This window comes from Pseudomonas sp. H3_E04, from assembly GCF_054668915.1.
The window spans coordinates 3,439,125-3,461,518 of the sequence record NZ_CP162797.1 but is presented as its reverse complement, the minus strand read 5'-3'; the positions used below and the strand labels follow the sequence as shown (position 1 = coordinate 3,461,518).

Here is a 22,394-nt window from a genome sequence, read left to right as displayed (position 1 = left end):
CACTGTCTTTTTTACGGTTGGATCAAACATGACCAGGCAACAGCAAGTGGTGATTGTCGGTGGCGGGGTGATTGGCCTGCTCACTGCCTACAATCTTGCCTCCGAAGTGCGCAGCGTAGTGCTGCTGGATCGCTCGAATGTCGGCCAGGAGTCGTCCTGGGCTGGGGGCGGCATCGTCTCGCCGTTGTACCCGTGGCGCTACAGTCCGGCAGTCACCGCGCTGGCGCATTGGTCGCAGGATTTTTATCCACAGCTCGGCCAGCGCTTGTTTGCCGACACTGGCGTTGATCCTGAAGTGCACACCACCGGCCTGTACTGGCTCGACCTGGACGATGAAGCCGAAGCCCTGGCCTGGGCCGAGCGGGAAAACCGGCCGCTGCGGGCTGTGGATATCTCGGCGGCGCATGACGCGGTGCCGGTGCTCGGCAGCGGTTTCAGCCGGGCGATCTATATGGCCGATGTCGCCAACGTGCGCAATCCTCGACTGGTCAAATCGCTGAAGGCCGCGTTGCTGGCGCTGCCGAACGTGACGATTCATGAGCAATGCGAAGTCAGTGGCTTCGTCCGCGAGGGTGAGCGCGTGGTCGGCGTGGAGACTTCGACGGGGGTGATCAATGGCGACCAGATTGTGCTGACGGCGGGGGCGTGGAGCGGTGATCTGCTCAAGACGCTGAGCCTGACGCTGCCGGTCGAGCCGGTCAAAGGCCAGATGATTCTCTACAAGTGCGCGGCTGATTTCCTGCCGAGCATGGTGCTGGCCAAGGGGCGTTATGCGATCCCGCGTCGCGACGGTCACATTCTGATCGGCAGCACGCTGGAGCACGAAGGTTACGACAAGACCCCGACCGACATAGCGCTGGAAAGCCTCAAGGCCTCGGCGATCGAATTGTTGCCGGCGCTGGCGGATGCCGAAGTGGTCGGGCACTGGGCCGGGCTGCGGCCGGGGTCGCCTGAAGGCATTCCCTTTATTGGCCGGGTGCCGGGGTTCGAGGGGTTGTGGCTGAACTGCGGGCATTATCGCAATGGGCTGGTGCTGGCGCCGGCGTCATGCCAGCTGTTTGCCGACGTGATGCTGGGGCGGGCGCCGATTATTGATCCGGTGCCGTATGCGCCTGAGGGCCGTATTTAGTCAGAGGCTGGTAGACCGCCTTCGCGAGCAGGCTCGCTCCCACAGGAATACTCATTCCAAATGTGAGAGCGAGCCTGCTCGCGAAGGGGCCTTTAATCCAGGCCCAATTTCTTCAGCCGATAGCGCATCGACCGAAACGACAGACTCAACCGCTGCGCCGCCGCCGTGCGGTTCCAGCGGGTTTCCTCCAGCGCCTGCAAAATCAGTTTGCGTTCGACGCTCTCCAGATAATCCTCGAGATTGTCGATCTGTGTCAGATCGGCCAATGCGCCATCCGCCGAGCAATTGCCTTCGCTCAAACGCAGATCCTGCGCTTCGATCGTACGGTTTTCACACAAGGTGTGCGCGCGTTCGAGCACGTTCTCCAGTTCGCGCACATTGCCGGGGAAGCGATAGTTCTTCAGCGCCTCCAGCGCTTGCGGGTGCAGGCGTGCTTCGGGTTGTCCGGTGTCTTTGGCCAGACGCTTGAGCAGGTGCATGGCAAGCGCCTCGATGTCGTCGCGGCGTTCGCGCAGGGACGGCACGCGCAGTTCGATGACGTTGAGCCGGTAATACAGATCCTGGCGGAAGCGCTCGGCCGAAACTTCGGCTTCAAGGTCTTTGTGCGTGGCGCAAAGGATGCGTACGTCAACCACCGTTTCCTGCTGGCCGCCGACGCTGCGCACGGCTTTTTCCTGAATCGCTCGCAGCAGTTTCACCTGCATCGACAGTGGCAGATCGGCGACCTCATCGAGAAACAGAGTGCCGCCATGGGCCGCCTGGAACAGCCCCGGTTTGTCCTCGACGGCACCGGTGAAACTGCCTTTGCGGTGCCCGAAGAATTCGCTTTCCATCAGCTCCGACGGAATCGCCCCGCAGTTCACCGGCACGAAGGGGTGGTTGGCGCGCGGGCCTTGTTCGTGGATCAGACGCGCGACGAGTTCTTTGCCGCTGCCGGATTCACCACTGATGTACACCGGCGCCTGACTGCGTGCGAGCTTGTCGATCTGCTTGCGCAGATTGGCCATCGGCGGCGAGTCACCCAGCAACCGTCGCTCGATTGCCGTGCTCAGGCCGCCCGCTGTCGGCATGCGCAGCGCCGAGCTGACCAGTTCGCGTAGTCGCGGCAGCTCCACCGGTTTGGTAAGGAAATCGAACGCCCCGGCCTTCAACGCATTGATGGCCGTTTCCAGGCTTCCGTATGCAGTGATCATCGCCACCGGCAGGTGTGGATCGCGTTGCTGGATGTGCTGCACCAGTTCCAGCCCGGTGCCGTCGGGCAGGCGCATGTCGGTCAGGCACAGATCAAAGTGCTCGCGCTGCAACAGCGCCTGCGCCTCGCCCAGATTGCGTGCGCTGAAGGTATCGAGTTTCATCCGTCCCAGGGTAATTTCCAGGAGCTCGCGGATATCCGGTTCGTCGTCGACGATAAGAATTTTCTGCCGTGGGCTTGTATTCAACTTTGTTTCCGTCCGTGAGCAAAAGTGATGCAAAAGCAGCCGCCGCCTTGGCGTGATTTGAAGTCTAGGCGTGCCTGGTTGCTTTCGCACAGCTCACGGGACAGATAAAGGCCAAGACCGGTGCCTTGGCTGCTGGTGGTGAAGAACGGCTCAAAGAGATGTACCTGTTCGTCGGCCGACACGCCGGGGCCGTTGTCCTGCACTTCGAGCACTGCCAATTGGCTGTCGGGGTCGACGAACAGTGCCAGCCAGACGTCGGCCTGCTCGTGCAGTTGCGCACTGTGTCGCCAGGCGTTGCGTATCAGGTTGTCGAGAATCTGCCGCAGCTGGTTGGGGTCCATCAGCGTGGTGAATTCCCCGGAATTGATCCGCAGATGAATGTGCTGGCGCTCGTTGGCCTGCTCGCGGGTTTCGCCGACGAAGTCTTCCAGCCACGGCTTGAGGTCCAGCCGTTGCGGCGCGCTTTGCTGGCGGCGGGACAGTTGCAGGACGTTTTCGATGACTCGGTTCATGCGCTGGGAGTGGTCTTGAATAATCTGCGTCAGACGCCGATCTGCGCTATCGAGTTCCTCGGACTCGGCCAGCAGCTGAGCGGCATGACTGATGGCGCCCAGTGGATTGCGAATTTCATGGGAGATGCCGGCGGTCAAGCGTCCGAGCGCAGCGAGCTTGAGTTGCTGCGCCTGTTGGGTGATTTGCGCCAGATCTTCGAGAAACACCAGCGTCTGCTGGTTCGGGCTCTGCTCGAGGGCGATGAAGCTGGGTTGCAGCTCAAGGCCATTACCGGGAATTTTCAGGCTCTGCGGGCGCAAGGTCGGGTTGTTGCGCCACAGTTGCAGACGCTCGACCAGCGCTGGCGAATATTCGTCGATCAAATGACCTTGCAGGTGACTATGGCCGAGCAGACTTTGCGCGCTGTGATTGGCCAGTTGCACCCGACGCTGTTCGTCGAGCACCAGAATGCCGGTGCGCATGCGTTGCAGGATCAACGCGTTGAGCGCCTCCAGGCCGACCACTTCGCTGGCGCGCTGTTCGGCCAGGGTCTCACTGACTTCGAGTCGGCGGACCAGCCCCTGTACCAGCAATGAGGCGGCAAAGCACAGCGCGCCAAGAGTGCCGGCTTGCAAGTAGGCGTTGGCGCTCAAGGGGCGGCTGAAACCCAGCACAAAGCTCAGGCCGACAATGCCGATCGCCGCGATCGCGGCAATCGACAGGCCGATGCGCCTTCGCAGCAAAGTGTTGCTGATCGCCACCGAGACGACCAGCAAGTTGCCCAGCGCACTGGCCACGCCGCCGGCCGCGTAGAACAGACCGCACAACAACAGCACATCGACCAACGCTAAAGTGAACAGTTGCGCCGGGCGCCGGGTGTTTTCGAGGAACACCACCAGCAGCATGTTGATGATCAGGTACAGCCAGCTGCCGCCGCGCAGCAGATCGTCGTTGGCCGACGTCAGCAGGCGGTTGTCCATGTTGCTGGAGATCAGCAGCACCAGGGTGATGCCGACACTTAACCGGTAAAGATGATAAAGGCGCAGCAGACGCTGAGCCTGTTTTTGGTCGGTCTCAGCGACCACTGGCGCCCGGGCCTTGCTCAAGATGAGCCTGGCTGCAATACCACTGCTGCTGGTTGCCCAGGGCGCGGTCGCGTGGCAAATGCACGCCGCAGTGGGCGCAGCGCACCATCGGCGGCGCGTCCTGTTCGCGCGACGATCGGGTGGACGAGGCGGGGGCCTTGAATTTGCGCCAGAGCCAGATGGCGGCGAAGATCAGGGCAATCCAGAACAATAAACGAAGCATGATGAGCGGCTTTTCGGCTGATGATCCGGCAGTTTAGCCAAGGACCCGATCAGCGCACAGCCTATTAAAGCGCGGCAATAAAAAAGGGAGATCCGCAGATCTCCCTTTTTCGTACCGCCGGTGTGATCAGTCGAACACGCCGAAGGTCATGTAGCTGAACCACGAGCGGTCGGTGTCGCTGGATTCCGGCTCTGGCTCTTCGATCACGTCGCCGTTTTCGTCTTTAGGCTTGAGCTCGTTCGGGATCGCATCTTTCGCGTCCTGGAACTGCTTCTGCACGTCCTGGTTGGCGCGGGTTTCGCCCGGCGGCAGCGGTGGACGCGATTCGATCAGGCCCAGAGTCGCCTTGCTCAGGAACGAACGGTTGTCGGCCTCGGCTACGCGCGGCACGAACTGGCCGTCCTGCAGGCTCGGGTGATCCGGGTAGTTGAGCTTGAGGGTTTCCAGACTGGTGGCCGCCAGGTCGTCGAGATGCAGACGCTGGTAAGCCTCGGTCATCACCGCCAGGCCGTCGCCGACCGATGGGGTTTCCTGGAAGTTCTCCACAACGTACTTGCCACGGTTGGCAGCGGCTACATAAGCCTGACGGGTCAGGTAGTAATCGGCGACGTGGATTTCGTAGGCGGCCAGCAGGTTGCGCAGGTAGATCATGCGCTGCTTGGCGTCCGGCGCGTAGCGGCTGTTCGGGTAGCGGCTGGTCAGCTGCGCGAACTCGTTGTACGAGTCACGGGCGGCGCCCGGGTCACGCTTGGTCATGTCCAGCGGCAGGAAGCGCGCCAGCAGGCCGACGTCCTGGTCGAACGAGGTCAGACCCTTGAGGTAGTACGCGTAATCCACGTTCGGATGCTGCGGATGCAAACGAATGAAACGCTCGGCGGCAGACTTTGCAGCTTCCGGCTCGGCGTTCTTGTAGTTGGCGTAGATCAACTCCAGCTGAGCCTGATCGGCGTAGCGACCGAACGGATAACGCGACTCCAGAGCCTTCAGCTTGGCTGTGGCGCTGGTGTAGCTGTTGTTGTCCAGGTCAGTCTGAGCCTGCTGATACAGCTCGGCTTCGCTGAGGTTTTCGTCTACGACTTCCTTCGATGAGCAAGCAGCGGTCAATGCGAGGATGGCGATCAGCAGCAGGTGTTTCACTTGCATGGCGGCTTGCGTCCCTATGACGGCCGCTGTCTTGGGCGGGGCCGTCCTGTTATGATGAGCGCCCCGTTGAAAAGCCTCGGGGCAAAAGACGCCGTATTTAACCACAAGCGCGCAGCCGAAACCAAAGGCTGTGCCGACGCCCAGTCCGAGCATGTCCGATAAAATTGAACTTCGCGCAGAGGTGCCGTCCGAATTGGGCGGCCAACGCCTCGATCAAGTCGCCGCCCAACTCTTCGCTGAGCACTCACGCTCGCGCCTTTCCGCCTGGATCAAAGAAGGTCGCCTGACTGTGGACGGGGCGGTCATCCGCCCGCGTGACATTGTGCATGGCGGTGCCATCCTTGAGCTGACTGCCGAGCAGGAAGCCCAGGGCGAGTGGATCGCCCAGGACATCGAGCTCGACATCGTCTATGAAGACGACGACATCCTCGTGATCAACAAGCCTGCGGGCCTGGTGGTGCACCCGGCTGCCGGTCACGCCGATGGCACTCTGCTCAACGCTTTGTTGCACCATGTGCCGGACATCATCAATGTCCCGCGCGCCGGTATCGTGCATCGTCTGGACAAGGACACCACCGGTCTGATGGTGGTGGCCAAGACCATTCAGGCGCAGACCAAACTGGTCGCGCAATTGCAGAGCCGCAGCGTCAGCCGCATCTACGAGTGCATCGTGATCGGCGTGGTCACCGCCGGTGGCAAGATCAACGCACCGATCGGTCGTCACGGCCAGCAACGCCAGCGCATGGCGGTGATGGAAGGCGGCAAGCCAGCCGTCAGCCACTACCGCGTGCTCGAGCGTTTCCGTTCGCACACCCATGTGCGGGTGAAACTGGAAACCGGGCGGACCCACCAGATCCGCGTGCACATGGCGCACATCAACTTCCCGTTGGTCGGCGATCCGGCGTATGGCGGGCGTTTCCGCATTCCGCCAGCGGCCAACCCGACCATGGTCGAGTCGCTCAAGCACTTCCCGCGTCAGGCGCTGCACGCGCGCTTCCTTGAACTCGATCACCCGACGAGCGGTGAGCGCATGAGCTGGGAATCGCCGCTGCCGGAAGATTTCGTCTGGCTGCTGACCCTGCTCAAGCAGGATCGCGAGGCCTTCGTCGGATGAACTGGCTGACGCCGGACTGGCCTGCGCCGGCCAGCGTCAGGGCCTGTGTCACCACCCGCGAGGGTGGTGTCAGCGAGGCGCCGTTCGACAGTCTGAATCTGGGCGATCACGTCGATGACCGTCCCGATGCCGTCGCCGAGAACCGTCGACGCTTGACCGAACACTTTTCCATACAGCCTGCCTGGTTGCAGCAAGTGCACGGAATCACCGTTGCCCATGCTGATCCGGGCATTGTTGCGACGGCAGATGCCAGTTGGACGGCAACGCCGGGCATTGCCTGCACGGCGATGACCGCAGACTGTTTGCCAGCATTGTTCTGCGATCGTGCCGGCACCCGAGTAGCGGCGGCCCATGCTGGTTGGCGTGGCTTGGCGGCGGGGGTACTTGAAGCCACTCTCGATAGCCTCGATGTTGCACCTGAAGAAGTGCTGGTCTGGCTCGGTCCGGCGATTGGCCCGCAAGCCTTTGAAGTCGGCGCGGAAGTGCGCGAAGTCTTCGTCAATCAGTTGCCGGAAGCAGCGACAGCCTTCGCACCGAGCAGCAATGCCGGCAAGTTCATGGCCGACATCTATCAATTGGCGCGCCTGCGTCTGGCAGCCCGTGGTGTAGCAGCGGTTTACGGCGGCGGTTTCTGCACCGTGACCGATCCGCGCTTCTTTTCTTACCGCCGTGCGTTGCGCACCGGTCGTTTCGCCTCCCTTGTTTGGCTCACCCGCTAAACTCTCTGATCTGCATCAACCCTCTGACGCTTGAATCTTGCAGAATCGACCGCATCTACAGTGGTATCTGGCAGGTTTCTTTATTCAGGATGGTTTCTTAGGTCCGGCCTGCTCAAAAGGAAGGTGACCCATGCGTATTGACCGTTTAACCAGCAAATTACAGTTGGCCCTGTCCGACGCCCAGTCGTTGGCGGTTGGCCACGATCATCCGGCCATCGAGCCGGCGCACTTGATGCAGGCCATGCTTGAACAGCAGGGCGGTTCGATCAAGCCGTTGCTGATGCAAGTAGGCTTCGACGTCAACAGCTTGCGTAAAGAGCTGACCAAAGAGCTCGATCAACTACCGAAAATCCAGAATCCGACCGGCGACGTCAACATGTCGCAGGATCTGGCGCGCCTGCTCAATCAGGCCGACCGTCTGGCCCAGCAGAAGGGCGACCAGTTCATTTCCAGCGAACTGGTGCTGCTCGCCGCGATGGACGAGAACAGCAAGCTTGGCAAGTTGCTGCTCGGCCAAGGCGTGAGCAAGAAAGCCCTGGAAAACGCGATCAACAACCTGCGTGGTGGCGAAGCGGTAAATGACGCCAACCACGAAGAGTCGCGGCAGGCGCTGGACAAATACACCGTCGACCTGACCAAGCGCGCCGAAGACGGCAAGCTTGATCCGGTGATCGGCCGCGACGACGAAATCCGTCGCACCATTCAGGTTCTGCAACGCCGCACCAAGAACAACCCTGTGCTGATCGGTGAACCTGGCGTGGGTAAAACCGCCATCGCCGAAGGCTTGGCTCAGCGCATCATCAACGGCGAAGTCCCGGACGGCCTCAAGGGCAAACGTCTGCTGTCGCTGGACATGGGCGCGCTGATTGCCGGTGCAAAGTATCGCGGTGAGTTCGAAGAACGACTCAAAGGCCTGCTCAACGAGCTGTCGAAGCAGGAAGGGCAGATTATTCTGTTCATCGACGAGCTGCACACCATGGTCGGCGCCGGTAAGGGCGAAGGCTCGATGGATGCCGGCAACATGCTCAAGCCTGCGCTGGCTCGCGGGGAGCTGCACTGCGTTGGCGCGACCACGCTCAACGAGTACCGCCAATATATAGAGAAGGATGCGGCGCTCGAGCGGCGTTTCCAGAAAGTCCTGGTGGACGAGCCGAGTGAAGAAGACACCATCGCGATCCTGCGGGGCCTTAAAGAGCGTTACGAGGTTCACCACAAGGTGGCGATCACCGACGGCGCGATCATCGCCGCGGCCAAGCTTAGCCATCGCTACATTACCGATCGGCAACTGCCGGACAAGGCCATCGACCTGATCGACGAGGCCGCCAGCCGAATCCGCATGGAAATCGACTCCAAACCGGAAGTACTCGATCGTCTGGAGCGGCGCCTGATTCAGTTGAAGGTGGAATCCCAAGCGCTGAAGAAAGAAAGCGACGACGCGGCGAAGAAACGCCTGGAAAAACTCCAGGAAGAAATCGAGCGTCACGAGCGTGAGTATTCCGATCTGGAAGAAATCTGGAACTCGGAAAAAGCCGAGGTGCAGGGTTCTGCGCAGATCCAGCAGAAGATCGAGCAATCGCGTCAGGAGCTGGAAGCCGCGCGCCGCAAAGGCGATCTGAACCGCATGGCCGAGTTGCAGTACGGGGTGATTCCCGATCTGGAGCGCAGCCTGCAAATGGTCGACCAGCACGGCAAAAGCGAAAATCAGCTGCTGCGTAGCAAGGTGACCGAGGAAGAGATCGCCGAAGTCGTGTCGAAGTGGACCGGTATCCCGGTGTCGAAAATGCTTGAAGGCGAGCGCGACAAGCTGATGAAGATGGAGAGCCTGTTGCACAAACGGGTAATCGGTCAGGAAGAAGCGGTCGTGGCTGTGGCCAACGCCGTGCGGCGCTCCCGCGCCGGATTGTCCGACCCGAATCGTCCGAGCGGCTCGTTCATGTTCCTCGGCCCGACCGGTGTCGGTAAAACCGAGCTGTGCAAGGCGCTGGCCGAATTCCTCTTCGATACTGAAGAGGCGATGGTGCGGATCGACATGTCCGAGTTCATGGAGAAACATTCCGTGGCTCGTCTGATCGGTGCGCCACCGGGCTACGTCGGCTATGAAGAGGGCGGTTATCTGACTGAAGCGGTGCGTCGCAAGCCGTATTCGGTGATCCTTATGGACGAAGTCGAGAAGGCGCACCCGGATGTTTTCAACATCCTTCTGCAAGTGCTCGAGGATGGCCGTCTGACCGATAGCCACGGGCGCACGGTGGACTTCCGCAACACGGTGATCGTAATGACTTCGAACCTGGGGTCGATGCAGATCCAGGAACTGGTCGGTGATCGTGAGGCGCAGCGTGCTGCGGTGATGGACGCGCTGACGTCGCATTTCCGTCCGGAGTTCATCAACCGGGTCGACGAGGTGGTGATCTTCGAGCCGCTGGCGCGAGATCAGATCGCCGGGATTACCGAGATCCAGTTGGGCCGCCTGCGCAGCCGTCTGGCCGAGCGCGAGCTGAAGCTGGAGCTGAGCCCGGAAGCGATGGACAAGCTGATCGCCGTCGGTTACGACCCGGTGTATGGCGCACGTCCTTTGAAACGGGCGATCCAGCGCTGGATCGAAAACCCGCTGGCGCAGTTGATCCTGTCGGGTCATTTCATGCCGGGCGACACCGCCACCGGCAAGGTCGAGAACGACGAAATCGTTTTTGGCTAAGCCTCAGCGGCAATGAAACCGGGAAGGCCTCGCATTGCGAGGCCTTTTTTTCGCCAGGCTGTTGAACTCAAAGGAAAAGGCTTGTAAAGTGCGCCCCGCAGTCAGTCACCGGCAGCGTTTCAACCCACTGGGTTGGAAACTGAAATAAGTTGCAAATCATTAACTTGAAAGCAATTTAGGGGGTTGACAGAGGTGTTCTAGGTTGTAGAATAGCGCGCCTCAGACACACGAACGCAGCGATGCGAACGGGTGGCGAGATGCAACAAAGCTTCACCGTTGTAAATTGAAATATGTAGTTCCGTGATAGCTCAGTCGGTAGAGCAAATGACTGTTAATCATTGGGTCCCAGGTTCGAGTCCTGGTCACGGAGCCAATTTCAAACCGGGGTATAGCGCAGTCCGGTAGCGCGCCTGCTTTGGGAGCAGGATGTCAGGAGTTCGAATCCCCTTACCCCGACCATATTTGGGTCGTTAGCTCAGTTGGTAGAGCAGTTGGCTTTTAACCAATTGGTCGTAGGTTCGAATCCCACACGACCCACCATTTTTGAAACCAGTTTGCGCTGGGATCGAATCTTAAGATCAGAGGCCAAAAGCGCTGATCGAAGAAGGCGATCTTTGAAAGGTCGCCTTTTTTTTACCGGGGTATAGCGCAGTCCGGTAGCGCGCCTGCTTTGGGAGCAGGATGTCAGGAGTTCGAATCCCCTTACCCCGACCATATTAAAAATCCTCGTATCGAAAGATACGGGGATTTTTTTTGCCTGCCCAAAGGCGAATCCCTTCAAGTCGTCATACAACCTGCCGATAGCCCGCTAACACGAGGGGACTGCCAACGCTTCGCCCCTTGATCTGGCCATTACAAGAATAAGGGCGTTCGTCATGTTGCTTCGTCAGTTGAATATTGCTCCCCGGGCTGCCTTGGGATTTGCCCTGATCGCGGTGTTGGTGGCCTTGCTTGGCGTGTTTGCGCTGGGGCAGATGTCGAGCATTCGCGACAGTGAGGTGGCGGTGGAGAATCGCTGGTTGCCGAGCATCCGTGGCGGCGACGAGATCCGTGAACTGATGTTGCGCATCCGCACCATCTCCCTGCGCATGGCGCTCGATCAGGATCCGGCCAACATCGCCACCTATCGCGGCCAGATGGACACCCGTGACAAGGAGCTGAGCGAGAAGATCGCTGCCTACGACAAACTGGTCGACACTGCCGAAGGTCAGCAGCTGTATGACCAGTTCAAGAAAACCTTCGCCGCCTATCGCACCGGCATTGCCCAGTCATTCACCCTTGCCGAGCAAGGCAAGCGTGACGAGCTGACCAAATTGCTCCTGGTTGACATGAAGACCGTGGTCGACGGCTCCGGCAAGCAACTCAACGATCTCGCCGATCTGTTCGCCCGCCAGGTCGCCGCCGAAAGCGAAAAGTCCGCTGCGCATTATGAAACCTCGCGGACCATCGTGACCCTGTTCATTGCCTTGGCAGCGCTGGCCACAGTGGCGCTGGCGATGTTGCTCACGCGCAGTATCGTCCGGCCGCTGAGCAGCGCCGTAAGCGCCGCTGAAAGCGTGGCGCAGGGCGACCTCACCCGGCCGATCGAAACCCATGGCAACGACGAAGTCAGCCGCTTGCTCAAGGCCCTCGCGACGATGCAACAGAACCTGCGCGAGACCCTGCAAGGTATCAGCGGCTCAGCCACGCAACTGGCCACCGCTGCGGATGAACTGAGCGCCGTCACCGTCAACAGCACCCAGGGCCTGCAAGAGCAGAACAACGAAATCGAGCAAGCCGCCACTGCGGTCAACCAGATGACCGCTGCGGTGGAGGAAGTCGCACGCAACGCGGTGTCGACGTCCGATGCCACGCGCCAGTCCAGTCAATCGGCGCGATTGGGCCAGGAGCGCGTGAGCGAAACCGCCAGCGCGATCAATGCGCTGGCCAGCGATGTGCAGAACACCGGTGAACTGGTGCAGTCGCTGGCCAATCAGTCGCAGGACATCGGCAAGGTTCTGGACGTGATTCGCGCCATCGCTGAGCAGACCAATCTGCTGGCGCTCAACGCTGCCATCGAGGCAGCACGAGCGGGCGAAAGCGGTCGAGGTTTTGCGGTGGTAGCTGATGAGGTGCGCGCGCTGGCGTATCGCACCCAGCAATCGACGCAGGAAATCGAACAGATGGTGCAAGGCATGCGCAGCGGTTCGAGCCAGGCGCTGGAGTCAATGCAGGCCAGCGCCTCCCGCGCGGCAAGCACTTTGGTTCTGGCTGAGCGGGCGGGCGAGGCGCTGGTGACGATCACAGCGTCGGTGCACGAGATTCACGAGCGCAACCTGGTGATCGCCAGCGCCGCTGAAGAACAGGCGCAAGTGGCGCGGGAAGTGGATCGCAATCTGGTGAACATTCGCGACCTGTCGGTGCGTTCGGCTGCGGGGGCTGATCAGACCAGCGCATCGAGCCATGAACTGTCGCAACTGGCCAATGCGCTACAGGGCATGGTGCGGCGCTTCCAGCTCTGATGAACAGCGATTCATTGCAGGCCTTCGCCTACTGATTTGAGAACAGCACGCAACAATGTGGGAGCGAGCCTGCTCGCGAAGGGGCCGGATCATTCAACGACAGTGTTGACTGACCAACCGCTTTCGCGAGCAGGCTCGCTCCCACGGGTTGGCGCTTTAGTGCAGTTTCAGACGCGGCTCGGTGCCGCGACCAATCTTGCTGCCCAGCATCAGCATCGCCGTGCGGAACGGGCCGTACAGTGCCATCTGGTGCATGCGGTACAGCGACACATAGAACATCCGCGCCAGCCAGCCCTCGAGCATCACGCTGCCGGTCAGGTTACCCATCAAGTTACCCACAGCAGAAAAACGCGACAGCGAAATCAGCGAGCCGTAGTCGGTGTATTTGTACTCCGGCAGGGTCTTGCCTTCGATGCGCAGTTTCAGCGACTTGGCCAGCAATGAGGCTTGTTGATGCGCCGCTTGTGCACGCGGCGGCACGTTGCGATCAGTGCCAGGTTGCGGGCAGGCCGCGCAGTCACCGAAGGCGAAGATGTTTTCGTCGCGAGTGGTTTGCAGAGTCGGCAGCACTTGCAGCTGATTGATACGGTTGGTTTCCAGACCGTCGATGTCCTTGAGGAAACCCGGTGCGCGAATGCCGGCAGCCCAGACTTTCAGGCTGGCTTTGATCTCGTTGCCATCGGCGGTGATCAGGCTGTCCGCAGTCACTTCGCTGACTGCTGCGTTGGTCATCACATTGACCCCGAGCTTCTCCAGGGTCTTGTGCACCGGCCCGCTGATGCGTTCCGGCAGGGCCGGCAGCACCCGTGGGCCGGCTTCGATCAGCGTGATGTGCATGTTTTCCGGTTTGATCCGGTCCAGACCATACGCGGCCAGTTCATGGGCGGCGTTGTGCAGTTCGGCTGCCAGTTCGACGCCGGTGGCGCCAGCGCCGACGATCGCTACGCTGATCTGCTCGACTACGTCGGTCTGCCCGGCGTGGGCGCGCAGATAATGATTAAGCAATTGCTGGTGGAAGCGCTCGGCCTGTTTGCGCGTATCGAGGAACAGACAGTGCTGCGCTGCGCCCTGGGTGCCGAAATCGTTGGTGGTACTGCCGACGCTGATCACCAGCGAGTCATAAGCCACTTCACGCGCCGGCACCAACTCGACGCCATTTTCGTCGTAGGTTGCGGCCAGCTGGATTTTCTTCTGCGCGCGATCGAGCCCGCTCATGCGCCCGAGCTGGAACTCGAAGTGGTTCCATTTCGCCTGGGCGACATAGTTGAGTTCGTCTTCGGAGGAGTTCAGGGAACCGGCGGCCACTTCGTGCAGCAGCGGTTTCCAGATATGGGTCAGGTTCGCGTCGACCAGCATGACGCTGGCCGTGCCGCGCTTGCCCAGAGTCTTACCCAGACGGGTAGCCAACTCCAGACCGCCGGCGCCGCCGCCGACAATGACAATACGATGGGACATAGGGATTACTCGCAAGGTTTTTAAAGGAAATCTTTTTCGCCGTTACCCAAGCGAGCGCCAGGCAGCTCATAGCGTCAGATAACTGATAAATCGGCTCAACAGGCCTAGACCGATGGTCACTGCCAATACCAGCACCAGGAGCATCCATGGCCGGAAAGGCCGGCGCTCGACACGGTGTTGGGACAATTGCAGGTACTCTTCGACATGCTTTTGGTCTTCGGGGTTCAGGCGGCTGGTCATATTTGCCTCGTCAGGTAGACGTTACTGAATGAGCACAGGCTACAGCGGTTTTCAGCCCGGGTTGAACGCAGCGTAGCCGCTGTCCGGAACCGGTTCGACGCACACGCTATCGTCGATACGAATGATGCCGCTTTGTAACACCCGGGCGGTGATCCCGCCATGCCCGCGCACGGCCTGGAAAGTGCCCGGGCCCAGATTGTTCTGCAAACGTGCGCAGGGCTGACACCAGCCAGTGGTTTCGAGTATCGCCTGCCCGATGCGAAAGCGCCGCCCCTTCAGGCTAAACAAATTGATTCCGCTTATAACGAGATTGCGCCGCAGATCTTCAGGCCGGATCGGCTGGTCATCGGGACGGCCCATCAAGGCGTTGATCACCGCCAGGTGCTCCCACTGAATCAGCGTCACCTGCCGCGCATTGCGAATGCCCGGACGGGCGTGGTCGCCGGTAAGCCCGGCTTCCAGCCGCGCTTCGACCGCGTCGAGCTCGAGCATCGGCCCACGGGATTCCGGACGCACACCGATCCAGCGCACACGACCGGTTTGCGGAACCTCGGCGATCAACTGCTGCAGCGGCGTCACAGGCTGATGCCCACGTCGAACACAATGCTGCGGCCGAGGTTGCTGCGCAGAAAGTCCGGTGCGTCGGGGTGGGCGAACAGCACGCGGGCGAATGTCGGGCCGACCAGCGACAGCGAGCGCCAGCCCTGACGCAGATATTCGGTCGGTGGCGGGAAATGACTGTTGAGATCCAGCACTTCGCGCTTGAGGCTGGCGAAGGCGATGATGTCCAGCTCACCCAGATCCATGCCGCGTTCCTTATAGTTGTGCGCCTTCTTGCGCAGGGTCGGCGCCAGGCGCAGGAGAAATTCATTGGCCGGGATGCGTTTGGGCTTGGCTTCGCGGCGTACCAGTTGGCTCAGGGAAAACGCGCTGCGCCGACGCTGCAATTCGTCGCGCCACTCGTCATTGAGACGCCGGCCTTCATCGAGGACGAAAAAAACCTCGAAATTGGCATCGCGGAACAACACGTCCGGCGGCTCACCGGCCGGGGCGAACTCGTCGGCGCGGTAGGGGATGTTCAAACCTTGCAGCAGGCGCTGGCAGACCCAACGCTCACGCTCCCATTTGCGGGCATTGGACAGGAACGCATTGGCCTGCTCGGCCGCGATGGTCAGCAGGCGTAAATAATCTGAATCATCCATAAGCCCAAGCTTAGCGTCCAAATGCGACAAGCAGATAGCTTTGCATCGGCCCAGATATGAAGGTCGTGCGATTGCGCCCTTGTAGGAGCTGCCGAAGGCTGCGATCTTTTGCTCTTGTTCCTCGAAAGTCAAAAGATCGCAGCCTTCGGCAGCTCCTACAAAAAAGCGTGTCGAGTAGCAGGTGAGGGAATCATGATCGGTGCCGAACTGCTTTCAACGGCAAGCCTGACGCTCGGCTGGCTGATTTATCTGCCGGTGCTGCTCTGGGCGATCATGCGTGCGCCATGGGTCGAGCTGTTCAGCGACAGTCGCCGGCAGCACTTGCTGTTCGGCACGGTATTCGCGCTGTTTCTGCTGTGGCTGGTGCGCAGGGATTTCGACACCGGCGTGTCTTATCACTTCATCGGCATGACGGCGGTGACGCTGCTGCTCGATTGGCCGCTGGCGATCGTCGGCGGGCTGGTTGCGCAGATTGGCCTGGTGCTGTTGGGGCGTCAGGACCTGGCTGCGGTGGGCGTCAATGGCGCGTTGCTGATTCTGCTGCCAGTGCTGATCACCGAATGCGTGGCGATTCTGGTCGAGCGTGCGCAGCCACGAAATCCGTTCGTTTACATCTTCTGTTCCGGTTTCTTCGCCGCTGCGTTGTCCGGCCTGTTGTGCCTGATCCTCAGCCTGACACTGCTGTGGTACGACGGCCTCTTCGGCATGCCGGAATGGCTGGAGGATTTCGTCGGTTACTTGTGGCTGCTGCTGTTTCCCGAGGCCTTTATCAACGGCATGGTCGTCAGTGCGTTGGTGGTGTTCTGCCCGGAATGGCTGGAGACCTTCAACCGCACCCGCTACCTGTCGGCGCCGTGGAAGGACGACGATCCGAAGTCCTGATCCACTCCGAAGCGCCATCCCCGTGCGGGTTTTATGCAACCTGATCGGCGATCAGTGACGCGGATCGAAATCGCCGGAAAACAGCTCGTCTTCGGCATCCGGGGCGACCGGAATCTTGTGCTCTTCCGAGGCCCAGGCGCCGAGGTCGATCAGTTTGCAGCGATCAGAGCAGAACGGACGGAATTTGTTCGCCGGGGTGAATTCGACGGGGGCGCCGCAGGTCGGGCATTCAACGGTTGGAATCTGGCTCATGCTTGGCCTCCGGATAAAGTCAGGTAAAAGTGATGCAGACGCTCGACTTCGCTGTGCAGCCAGGCGAGGTCGCGGTCGTTGACGATGACATCGTCGGCACGGCTCACGCGATCTTCACGGCTCAATTGCGCCTTGAGGATCGCCTGCACTTGTTGTTCGCTGGTCTGGTCACGCTGCAGGGTGCGTTCGATCTGCAGTTGTTGCGGCGCATCGATGACCAGGATGCGCTGGGTCATCGCGTATTGCCCGGACTCGATCAGCAATGGTGAAACCAGAATCGCGTAAGGCGATTTTGCCTGCGCCAGATGATGAGCGATTTCTTCGCCGATCAACGGATGCAGCAGCGCTTCAAGCCAACGCCGCTGTTCAGGGTCTTCAAAAATCAGTTTGCGCAGGGCGGCACGATCCAGCGTGCCGTCGGCCTGCAACACGCCGGAGCCGAAGTGCTCGGCGATTTTCACCAGCGCCGGACGCCCCGGCTCGACTACCCAGCGCGCCGCATGATCGGCATCCACCACATGCACACCGAGATCGATGAAGTGCTGCGCCGCCGCACTTTTGCCGCTGCCGATGCCGCCGGTCAGGCCGAGAATCCAGGGTTTTTCCACAGGGGTATTCATTTCAAACCGACAGACTGCCAATAGAAGTCGGTTATTTGACCACCCCAGAGCAAGGCAATCCAGCCGGCAATTGCCAGAAAGGGTCCGAAGGGGATCGGTGTAGAGCTTTCCTGAGCGCGCAGGCGCAGCATGACCACGCCCAAAATCGCCCCCACCAACGATGACAACAGGATCGTAAGCGGCAGAATCTGCCAGCCACCCCATGCGCCGAGCAAGGCCAGCAGCTTGAAATCGCCATGACCAATGCCGTCCTTGCCGGTGAGCAGTTTGAACAGCCAGAACACCGACCACAGCGCCAGATAACCCGCAACCGCGCCCCACAACGCATCGGGCAACGCCACGAACACGCCGAAGCTGTTGACGATCAGCCCCAACCACAGCAACGGCAGCACCAGCACATCGGGCAGCAACTGATGCTCGCAGTCGATCAGACTCATCGCCAGCAAGCCCCACGTCAGCAAAATCAGCAAGCCCGCCGGCCAGCCGAAGCCCAGATGCCAGGCGATGAATGCCGAGAGCAGGCCGCAGGCCAGTTCGGTCAGCGGGTAACGTTTACTGATCGGCGCCGAGCAGGCCGAGCAGCGCCCGCGCAGCAGCAGATAACTGAGCAGCGGAATGTTTTCCCACGGGCGGATCCGGTGTCCGCAATGCGGGCACGCGGAGTGCGGCAGCATCAGGTTGTAGGTCGGCACGGGCGTTTCAGTGGGCAGGCCGAGCACATCATGGGCTTGCTGGCGCCAGTCGCGCTCGAGCATTTTCGGCAAGCGCCAGACCACAACATTGAGGAAGCTGCCGACCACCAGCCCGAGCAGCAGCGCGCTGACCACAAAGGCCAGCGGATACACGGCAAACAGTTCATCGATAGGCATGTCAGATCGCTGAGCCGAGTTGGAAGATCGGCAGGTACATGGCCACCACCAGTCCACCGACGATGACCCCCAGCACCACCATGATGAATGGCTCCATCAGGCTGGTGAGGTTGTCGACCATGTTATCGACTTCCGCTTCATAAAAACCGGCTACTTTATCGAGCATGTCATCCAGCGCTCCGGATTCCTCGCCAATGGCGGTCATCTGCACGGCCATGTTCGGAAACACACCGGTGCTGCGCATCGAGAAATTCAGCTGCATACCGGTCGAGACGTCCTGCCGAACTCGCAACACCGCGCGCTTGAACACCACGTTGCCGGTGGCGCCGGCGACCGAATCGAGCGCTTCCACCAGCGGCACGCCGGCCGCGAAAGTGGTCGACAGGGTGCGGGCAAACCGTGCGACGGCGGACTTGTACATCAAGGTGCCCACCAGCGGCAGTTTCAGCAGCCAGGCATCGCGACGGTCACGCAGGGCCTGCGATGTCTTCAACGCGTGGCGAGTGCCGAAAAACGCTGCCACCAGTGCAAGAAGAATCGCCCACCACCACTGCTGCATGAACTCCGACAGGCTGATGATCATCAGCGTAAAGCCGGGCAATTCGGCGCCGAAGCCGGAAAACACCGACTGGAACTGCGGCACCACTTTGACCAGCAGAATGCCGGTCACTACTGCCGCCACCAGCACCACGGCGGTGGGGTAGGTCATGGCTTTCTTGATCTTGGCCTTGAGCGCTTCGCTTTTTTCCTTATAGGTCGCCACACGTTCAAGCAAGGTGTCGAGGGCACCGGACTGTTCGCCGGCGTCGACCAGGTTGCAGTACAACTCGTCGAAGTATTGCGGCTTCTTGCGCAGGGCCGTGGCGAAGCTGTTGCCGGCGGCGACCTCCTGTTTGACCTCGTCGACCAGTTTGCGCATGGCCGGGTTTTCGAAGCCTTCACCGATGATGTCGAAGGACTGCAACAGCGGTACACCGGCCTTCATCATGGTCGCCATCTGCCGGGTGAACAGGGCGATGTCCTGCGGTTTGATGCGTTTGCCCAAGGTCAGCAGGGAGGCGGACTTCTTGCGCACCTTGCCCGGGTTGATCCCCTGTTTGCGCAGCTGCGCCTTGATCAGTGCGGGGTTCTGTCCGCTCAGTTCGCCGCTGACTTTACTGCCTTTGCGGTCGGTGCCTTCCCAGGCGTAAATGCTGACTTTTGCTGCCTTGACCGCCATGTTCAATCCTTGGTGACCCGGTTGATTTCCTCAAGGCTGGTGATGCCTTGCATGGCCTTGTGCAGCCCTGAGGTGCGCAGATCGGCGAAACCGTCGCGACGCATCTGGATGTCGATTTCCAGCGAATTGCCTTCGGCCATGATCAGCCGTTGCAGATCCGGTGTGTTCTTTACCACTTCATAAATCCCTACGCGTCCTTTGTAACCGCCGTTGCAGTGATCGCAACCGACCGGCTCGTAGATCGTGAAATGGCCGATGCGTTCCTCGGGGAAGCCTTCCTTGAGCAAGGTTTCATGAGGGATTTCCAGCGGCCGCTTGCAGTGCGTGCACAACTTGCGTGCCAGACGCTGGGCGATGATCAGGCTGACCGAAGTGGCAATGTTGAAACCGGGAATGCCCATGTTGTGCAGGCGCGTGAGGGTTTCCGCCGCGCTGTTGGTGTGCAGGGTCGACAGCACCAGGTGGCCGGTCTGCGCGGCCTTGATCGCGATCTCGGCGGTTTCCAGATCGCGGATCTCGCCGACCATGATTACGTCCGGGTCCTGACGCAGGAACGAACGCAGCGCTTGGGCAAAGTCCAGCCCTTGGCGGGGATTGACGTTGACCTGGTTGATGCCTTCCATGTTGATTTCCACCGGGTCTTCGGCGGTGGAAATGTTGATGTCGACGGTGTTGAGGATGTTCAGCCCGGTGTACAGCGACACGGTTTTGCCGGAGCCGGTGGGGCCGGTGACCAGAATCATCCCTTGCGGCTGTTTCAGCGCGGCCAGATACAAGGCCTTTTGTTCGGCCTCATAACCCAAAGCGTCGATGCCCATTTGCGCACTGGACGGGTCGAGAATCCGGATCACCACTTTTTCGCCCCACAGGGTCGGCAGGGTGTTGACGCGAAAATCGATGGATTTGCTTTTAGACAGGCGCATCTTGATCCGCCCGTCCTGGGGTTTGCGCCGTTCCGAAATATCCAGACTGGCCATCACCTTCAAGCGCGCGGCAATACGCCCGGCCAATTGGATTGGCGGTTTGGCCACCTCGCGCAGCATGCCGTCGGTGCGCATGCGCACCCGATAGTTTTTTTCGTAGGGTTCGAAGTGCAGGTCGGAAGAGCCGCTCTTGATCGCATCGAGCAGCATTTTGTGGACGAAGCGCACAACCGGGGCGTCGTCGGCATCGAGGCCGCCGATCACGTCCTGTTTGTTGTCATCAATGGACTCGACGTCGAGGCCGTCGAGATCGACATCGGCCATTTCCTCCAGGCCCGAAGCATGGCTGTCGAAGAACTTGTCGATGGCGTCGCTGAGCTTGTCGTCCTCGACCAGAATCGCTTCGGTGCTCAGGCCGGTGCTGAACTGGATGTCGCTGATCGCCTGCTGATTGCTCGGGTCGGAAAGGCCCACGAACAATTTGTTGCCGCGCCGCCACAAGGGCAGCGCGCAGTGCTGACGAACCAGTTTTTCACTGACCAGGCCCTTGGGCTGAGTCTCTTTGTCGAGGCAATGCAGATCGAGCAGGGCCATGCCGAAATGTTCCGAGGCGATCTCGGCAATTTGCCGGCTATTGACCAGTTTGTTGTGCACCAGGTAATTGACCAGCGACACGCGATTGCGCTGGGCCTGCGCCCAGGATTGCCGGGCACTTGTTTCCGTAAGCAGTTCGGCCTGGACCAATTGCTTGGCCAGACCGCTCAGAGCGATGTCATTCATGTGGATTCCGCACGCTTGCCGTTCATGACTTATAGCCTAGTCAAGTGACAGCGCCAAACACGGCCGGTGCAGGTGACAAAAAGTGTCAGATAGTGCGGTTGCGGGTTGTAGGAAACGGCGCAGGCGATTGCGCGCGCCCAGTAGGCGGGGCCTGAAAGGCGTTGGCATGGGCTGTGCTGAGCCATATCCAGATCATGAGATTTCGACTCATGCATGGAGCGTGTCTATGAAAAAACAACAAGGTTTCACATTGATCGAGCTGCTGATCGTCGTGGCGATCATCGGCATTCTGGCGACTATCGCCCTGCCGCAGTATTCGAAGTATCAGGCGCGGTCGAAGGTGACGGCGGGGTTGGCGGAGATTAGTGCATTGAAAGTGCCATTCGAGGACACGATCAATCAAGGCACAGCTCCAACCTTGGCCAACGTTGCCAATGGTGCGACTACTACTTCCAACTGTACGTTGGCGGTTACAGGCACAGCGGCGACTGGCGAAGGTACGCTTACCTGTACCCTGCTCAATGCACCGGGCCCGGTGTTAGGTAAAACCATTACGCTTTCTCGTTCCGGGGCGGCGACGGGGAATACCTCCGGTGTATGGACGTGTGCGACGACGGTCAACGCCGATTACTCGCCTCGGGGTTGCACGGCCAGCGGTACGTAAGGCTGAATCGAGCGAACGAAGAATGCCCCGCACTGCGGGGCATTTTCATATCCCGACCACTTAACAAAAGCTCCAATAATTTCAGCAGCTTATGAACTTTTCGAAAACCCGCAACTTGCATGCGAAGATTCAGCGAGTCATGCATTTTGCATGAAAACGAAAATTACCGTTTTTTATAACTCATTGTTTTCAAAGGGTTTTATGTGTCGGAAAAAGTTGGCACAGCGTTCGCAATATCTCCGGTAACCCTGCTGACAAGCGTTACAGCAGACTTCCAGTAAAAACAGGAGTTACTCGTATGAAGAAGTTCGCTATCACTGCCGCTGCTACCGCTCTGACCCTGACCATGGCTGGTGGCGCTTTCGCCCAGTCTGCTCAGGCTACCCAAGCGCCAATGGTTCTGGCTGCCGGTGAAGTTACCAAGGCTAAAGAAGCTACTTCCGACACCTGGATCACCACCAAAGTGAAAAGCGATCTGGTTACCGAAAAAGGTATTCCAGGCACCGACATCAAAGTCGAAACCAACAAAGGTGTAGTTTCCCTGTCGTCGACCACCGCGGTGACCGAGTCGCAGAAAGAAACCGCCGTGGCCATCGCCAAAAAAATCAAAGGCGTTAAAGCGGTATCCGCTGACGGCCTGAAAGCCGAGTAAGGCAAGACTTCTCGCCTGAACCGGGAGAAGACGCGACAGACGGGCCGAGCAATACGTCTGCCGCAACTTTAGAGTTCATGCGAACGGTCACACGGA

General features: G+C 60.0%; 21 protein-coding genes and 4 tRNA genes. 12 read left to right on the top strand and 13 right to left on the bottom strand.

Translation table 11 applies throughout. The features are described 5' to 3' along the window. The first annotated feature begins 28 nt into the window (after nucleotides 1-28). Entirely contained in the window at nucleotides 29-1,129 is a 1,101-nt protein-coding gene (gene thiO / locus AB4N53_RS15580; RefSeq protein ID WP_460121539.1) for a glycine oxidase ThiO, read from the top strand. Nucleotides 1,130-1,221: 92 nt separating this feature from the next. On the opposite strand, the gene AB4N53_RS15575 is transcribed toward thiO, so the two are convergent. The 4 genes from AB4N53_RS15575 to AB4N53_RS15560 form a co-directional block, all read right to left on the bottom strand. After that, complete coding sequence (locus AB4N53_RS15575) at nucleotides 1,222-2,568, bottom strand: sigma-54-dependent transcriptional regulator (protein ID WP_460121537.1); 1,347 nt, start codon at nucleotides 2,566-2,568, stop codon at nucleotides 1,222-1,224. Further along, on the bottom strand, nucleotides 2,565-4,166 hold the full coding sequence (locus tag AB4N53_RS15570; protein ID WP_460121535.1) for a sensor histidine kinase: 1,602 nt from the start codon (nucleotides 4,164-4,166) through the stop codon (nucleotides 2,565-2,567). Before AB4N53_RS15570 ends, AB4N53_RS15575 begins: the two co-directional genes overlap by 4 nt. Beyond that, nucleotides 4,135-4,368, bottom strand: coding sequence for a PP0621 family protein (locus AB4N53_RS15565; RefSeq protein ID WP_460121534.1), 234 nt, complete (start codon nucleotides 4,366-4,368; stop codon nucleotides 4,135-4,137). Before AB4N53_RS15565 ends, AB4N53_RS15570 begins: the two co-directional genes overlap by 32 nt. A gap of 126 nt (nucleotides 4,369-4,494) precedes the next feature. Beyond that, nucleotides 4,495-5,511 (bottom strand): outer membrane protein assembly factor BamD, encoded by a 1,017-nt coding sequence (locus AB4N53_RS15560; RefSeq protein WP_016773139.1) that lies wholly within the window; start codon nucleotides 5,509-5,511, stop codon nucleotides 4,495-4,497. 151 nt (nucleotides 5,512-5,662) lie between these two features. Between AB4N53_RS15560 and rluD the strand changes: the two genes are divergently transcribed. From rluD to AB4N53_RS15520, 8 genes are all read left to right on the top strand, one after another. Further along, nucleotides 5,663-6,625: a 23S rRNA pseudouridine(1911/1915/1917) synthase RluD gene (gene rluD, locus AB4N53_RS15555; protein ID WP_042610487.1), complete on the top strand. Its 963-nt coding sequence runs from the start codon at nucleotides 5,663-5,665 to the stop codon at nucleotides 6,623-6,625. Next, complete coding sequence (gene pgeF, locus AB4N53_RS15550; protein WP_460121531.1) at nucleotides 6,622-7,344, top strand: peptidoglycan editing factor PgeF; 723 nt, start codon at nucleotides 6,622-6,624, stop codon at nucleotides 7,342-7,344. Before rluD ends, pgeF begins: the two co-directional genes overlap by 4 nt. A gap of 130 nt (nucleotides 7,345-7,474) precedes the next feature. After that, complete coding sequence (clpB, locus tag AB4N53_RS15545) at nucleotides 7,475-10,039, top strand: ATP-dependent chaperone ClpB (protein ID WP_016773142.1); 2,565 nt, start codon at nucleotides 7,475-7,477, stop codon at nucleotides 10,037-10,039. Nucleotides 10,040-10,336: 297 nt separating this feature from the next. Then, nucleotides 10,337-10,412: transfer RNA gene (locus AB4N53_RS15540), tRNA-Asn, on the top strand. 9 nt (nucleotides 10,413-10,421) lie between these two features. After that, a tRNA-Pro gene (locus AB4N53_RS15535) sits at nucleotides 10,422-10,498 on the top strand. Between the two features lie 5 nt (nucleotides 10,499-10,503). After that, nucleotides 10,504-10,579 (top strand) — tRNA-Lys (locus tag AB4N53_RS15530). Nucleotides 10,580-10,676: 97 nt separating this feature from the next. Continuing rightward, nucleotides 10,677-10,753 (top strand) — tRNA-Pro (locus AB4N53_RS15525). 161 nt (nucleotides 10,754-10,914) lie between these two features. Beyond that, a complete protein-coding gene (locus AB4N53_RS15520) occupies nucleotides 10,915-12,540 on the top strand; it encodes a methyl-accepting chemotaxis protein (RefSeq protein WP_460121529.1) in 1,626 nt (541 codons plus the stop codon). Nucleotides 12,541-12,696: 156 nt separating this feature from the next. Here AB4N53_RS15520 and AB4N53_RS15515 read toward each other — a convergent pair whose 3' ends face one another. From AB4N53_RS15515 to AB4N53_RS15500, 4 genes are all read right to left on the bottom strand, one after another. Further along, complete coding sequence (locus AB4N53_RS15515) at nucleotides 12,697-13,995, bottom strand: NAD(P)/FAD-dependent oxidoreductase (RefSeq protein WP_016773144.1); 1,299 nt, start codon at nucleotides 13,993-13,995, stop codon at nucleotides 12,697-12,699. 66 nt (nucleotides 13,996-14,061) lie between these two features. Further along, the gene (locus AB4N53_RS15510) at nucleotides 14,062-14,235 is read right to left on the bottom strand and encodes a DUF3094 domain-containing protein (protein ID WP_007909875.1); all 174 of its coding nucleotides are present in this window, start codon (nucleotides 14,233-14,235) and stop codon (nucleotides 14,062-14,064) included. Nucleotides 14,236-14,286: 51 nt separating this feature from the next. Continuing rightward, nucleotides 14,287-14,814 carry an MOSC domain-containing protein gene (locus AB4N53_RS15505; RefSeq protein ID WP_460121527.1) on the bottom strand — a complete coding sequence of 176 codons (528 nt, stop codon included), beginning with the start codon at nucleotides 14,812-14,814 and terminating at the stop codon, nucleotides 14,287-14,289. Next, nucleotides 14,811-15,437: a DUF1780 domain-containing protein gene (locus AB4N53_RS15500; RefSeq protein WP_007909887.1), complete on the bottom strand. Its 627-nt coding sequence runs from the start codon at nucleotides 15,435-15,437 to the stop codon at nucleotides 14,811-14,813. Before AB4N53_RS15500 ends, AB4N53_RS15505 begins: the two co-directional genes overlap by 4 nt. A gap of 192 nt (nucleotides 15,438-15,629) precedes the next feature. Here AB4N53_RS15500 and AB4N53_RS15495 point away from each other — a divergent pair, with 192 nt between their 5' ends. Next, nucleotides 15,630-16,319 (top strand): energy-coupling factor ABC transporter permease, encoded by a 690-nt coding sequence (locus tag AB4N53_RS15495; protein ID WP_460121525.1) that lies wholly within the window; start codon nucleotides 15,630-15,632, stop codon nucleotides 16,317-16,319. Nucleotides 16,320-16,370: 51 nt separating this feature from the next. Here the strand turns inward: AB4N53_RS15495 and yacG are convergent, their stop codons facing one another. Genes yacG through pilB form a run of 5 tightly spaced genes read right to left on the bottom strand, consistent with a single transcriptional unit; the run spans nucleotide 16,371 to nucleotide 20,982 of the window. Beyond that, the gene (gene yacG / locus AB4N53_RS15490) at nucleotides 16,371-16,571 is read right to left on the bottom strand and encodes a DNA gyrase inhibitor YacG (protein WP_016773149.1); all 201 of its coding nucleotides are present in this window, start codon (nucleotides 16,569-16,571) and stop codon (nucleotides 16,371-16,373) included. Next, nucleotides 16,568-17,191 carry a dephospho-CoA kinase gene (coaE, locus tag AB4N53_RS15485; protein WP_460121523.1) on the bottom strand — a complete coding sequence of 208 codons (624 nt, stop codon included), beginning with the start codon at nucleotides 17,189-17,191 and terminating at the stop codon, nucleotides 16,568-16,570. The genes yacG and coaE overlap by 4 nt, the downstream gene beginning before the upstream one ends. After that, complete coding sequence (locus AB4N53_RS15480; protein ID WP_460121521.1) at nucleotides 17,188-18,060, bottom strand: prepilin peptidase; 873 nt, start codon at nucleotides 18,058-18,060, stop codon at nucleotides 17,188-17,190. The genes coaE and AB4N53_RS15480 overlap by 4 nt, the downstream gene beginning before the upstream one ends. Before the next feature lies 1 nt (nucleotide 18,061). Next, on the bottom strand, nucleotides 18,062-19,279 hold the full coding sequence (locus AB4N53_RS15475) for a type II secretion system F family protein (protein ID WP_460121519.1): 1,218 nt from the start codon (nucleotides 19,277-19,279) through the stop codon (nucleotides 18,062-18,064). Between the two features lie 2 nt (nucleotides 19,280-19,281). Beyond that, entirely contained in the window at nucleotides 19,282-20,982 is a 1,701-nt protein-coding gene (gene pilB / locus AB4N53_RS15470; protein ID WP_460121517.1) for a type IV-A pilus assembly ATPase PilB, read from the bottom strand. A 226-nt stretch (nucleotides 20,983-21,208) separates the two neighbouring features. On the opposite strand from pilB, the gene AB4N53_RS15465 reads away from it, so the two are divergent. Together AB4N53_RS15465 and AB4N53_RS15460 are read left to right on the top strand one after the other, a co-directional pair. Next, nucleotides 21,209-21,646 carry a pilin gene (locus tag AB4N53_RS15465; RefSeq protein ID WP_039761637.1) on the top strand — a complete coding sequence of 146 codons (438 nt, stop codon included), beginning with the start codon at nucleotides 21,209-21,211 and terminating at the stop codon, nucleotides 21,644-21,646. A gap of 298 nt (nucleotides 21,647-21,944) precedes the next feature. Next, nucleotides 21,945-22,298 carry a BON domain-containing protein gene (locus AB4N53_RS15460; RefSeq protein ID WP_460121515.1) on the top strand — a complete coding sequence of 118 codons (354 nt, stop codon included), beginning with the start codon at nucleotides 21,945-21,947 and terminating at the stop codon, nucleotides 22,296-22,298. Nucleotides 22,299-22,394: the final 96 nt, after the last annotated feature.

Bases quoted from the DNA above. Each gene is read 5' to 3' on its own strand.
- thiO (WP_460121539.1), top strand. From the start codon at position 29: ATGACCAGGCAACAGCAAGTGGTGATTGTCGGTGGCGGGGTGATTGGC.
- AB4N53_RS15565 (WP_460121534.1), bottom strand. From the start codon at position 4,368: ATGCTTCGTTTATTGTTCTGGATTGCCCTGATCTTCGCCGCCATCTGG.
- AB4N53_RS15560 (WP_016773139.1), bottom strand. From the start codon at position 5,511: ATGCAAGTGAAACACCTGCTGCTGATCGCCATCCTCGCATTGACCGCT.
- rluD (WP_042610487.1), top strand. From the start codon at position 5,663: ATGTCCGATAAAATTGAACTTCGCGCAGAGGTGCCGTCCGAATTGGGC.
- pgeF (WP_460121531.1), top strand. From the start codon at position 6,622: ATGAACTGGCTGACGCCGGACTGGCCTGCGCCGGCCAGCGTCAGGGCC.
- clpB (WP_016773142.1), top strand. From the start codon at position 7,475: ATGCGTATTGACCGTTTAACCAGCAAATTACAGTTGGCCCTGTCCGAC.
- AB4N53_RS15520 (WP_460121529.1), top strand. From the start codon at position 10,915: ATGTTGCTTCGTCAGTTGAATATTGCTCCCCGGGCTGCCTTGGGATTT.
- AB4N53_RS15515 (WP_016773144.1), bottom strand. From the start codon at position 13,995: ATGTCCCATCGTATTGTCATTGTCGGCGGCGGCGCCGGCGGTCTGGAG.
- AB4N53_RS15510 (WP_007909875.1), bottom strand. From the start codon at position 14,235: ATGACCAGCCGCCTGAACCCCGAAGACCAAAAGCATGTCGAAGAGTAC.
- AB4N53_RS15500 (WP_007909887.1), bottom strand. From the start codon at position 15,437: ATGGATGATTCAGATTATTTACGCCTGCTGACCATCGCGGCCGAGCAG.
- AB4N53_RS15495 (WP_460121525.1), top strand. From the start codon at position 15,630: ATGATCGGTGCCGAACTGCTTTCAACGGCAAGCCTGACGCTCGGCTGG.
- yacG (WP_016773149.1), bottom strand. From the start codon at position 16,571: ATGAGCCAGATTCCAACCGTTGAATGCCCGACCTGCGGCGCCCCCGTC.
- coaE (WP_460121523.1), bottom strand. From the start codon at position 17,191: ATGAATACCCCTGTGGAAAAACCCTGGATTCTCGGCCTGACCGGCGGC.
- AB4N53_RS15480 (WP_460121521.1), bottom strand. From the start codon at position 18,060: ATGCCTATCGATGAACTGTTTGCCGTGTATCCGCTGGCCTTTGTGGTC.
- AB4N53_RS15475 (WP_460121519.1), bottom strand. From the start codon at position 19,279: ATGGCGGTCAAGGCAGCAAAAGTCAGCATTTACGCCTGGGAAGGCACC.
- pilB (WP_460121517.1), bottom strand. From the start codon at position 20,982: ATGAATGACATCGCTCTGAGCGGTCTGGCCAAGCAATTGGTCCAGGCC.
- AB4N53_RS15465 (WP_039761637.1), top strand. From the start codon at position 21,209: ATGAAAAAACAACAAGGTTTCACATTGATCGAGCTGCTGATCGTCGTG.
- AB4N53_RS15460 (WP_460121515.1), top strand. From the start codon at position 21,945: ATGAAGAAGTTCGCTATCACTGCCGCTGCTACCGCTCTGACCCTGACC.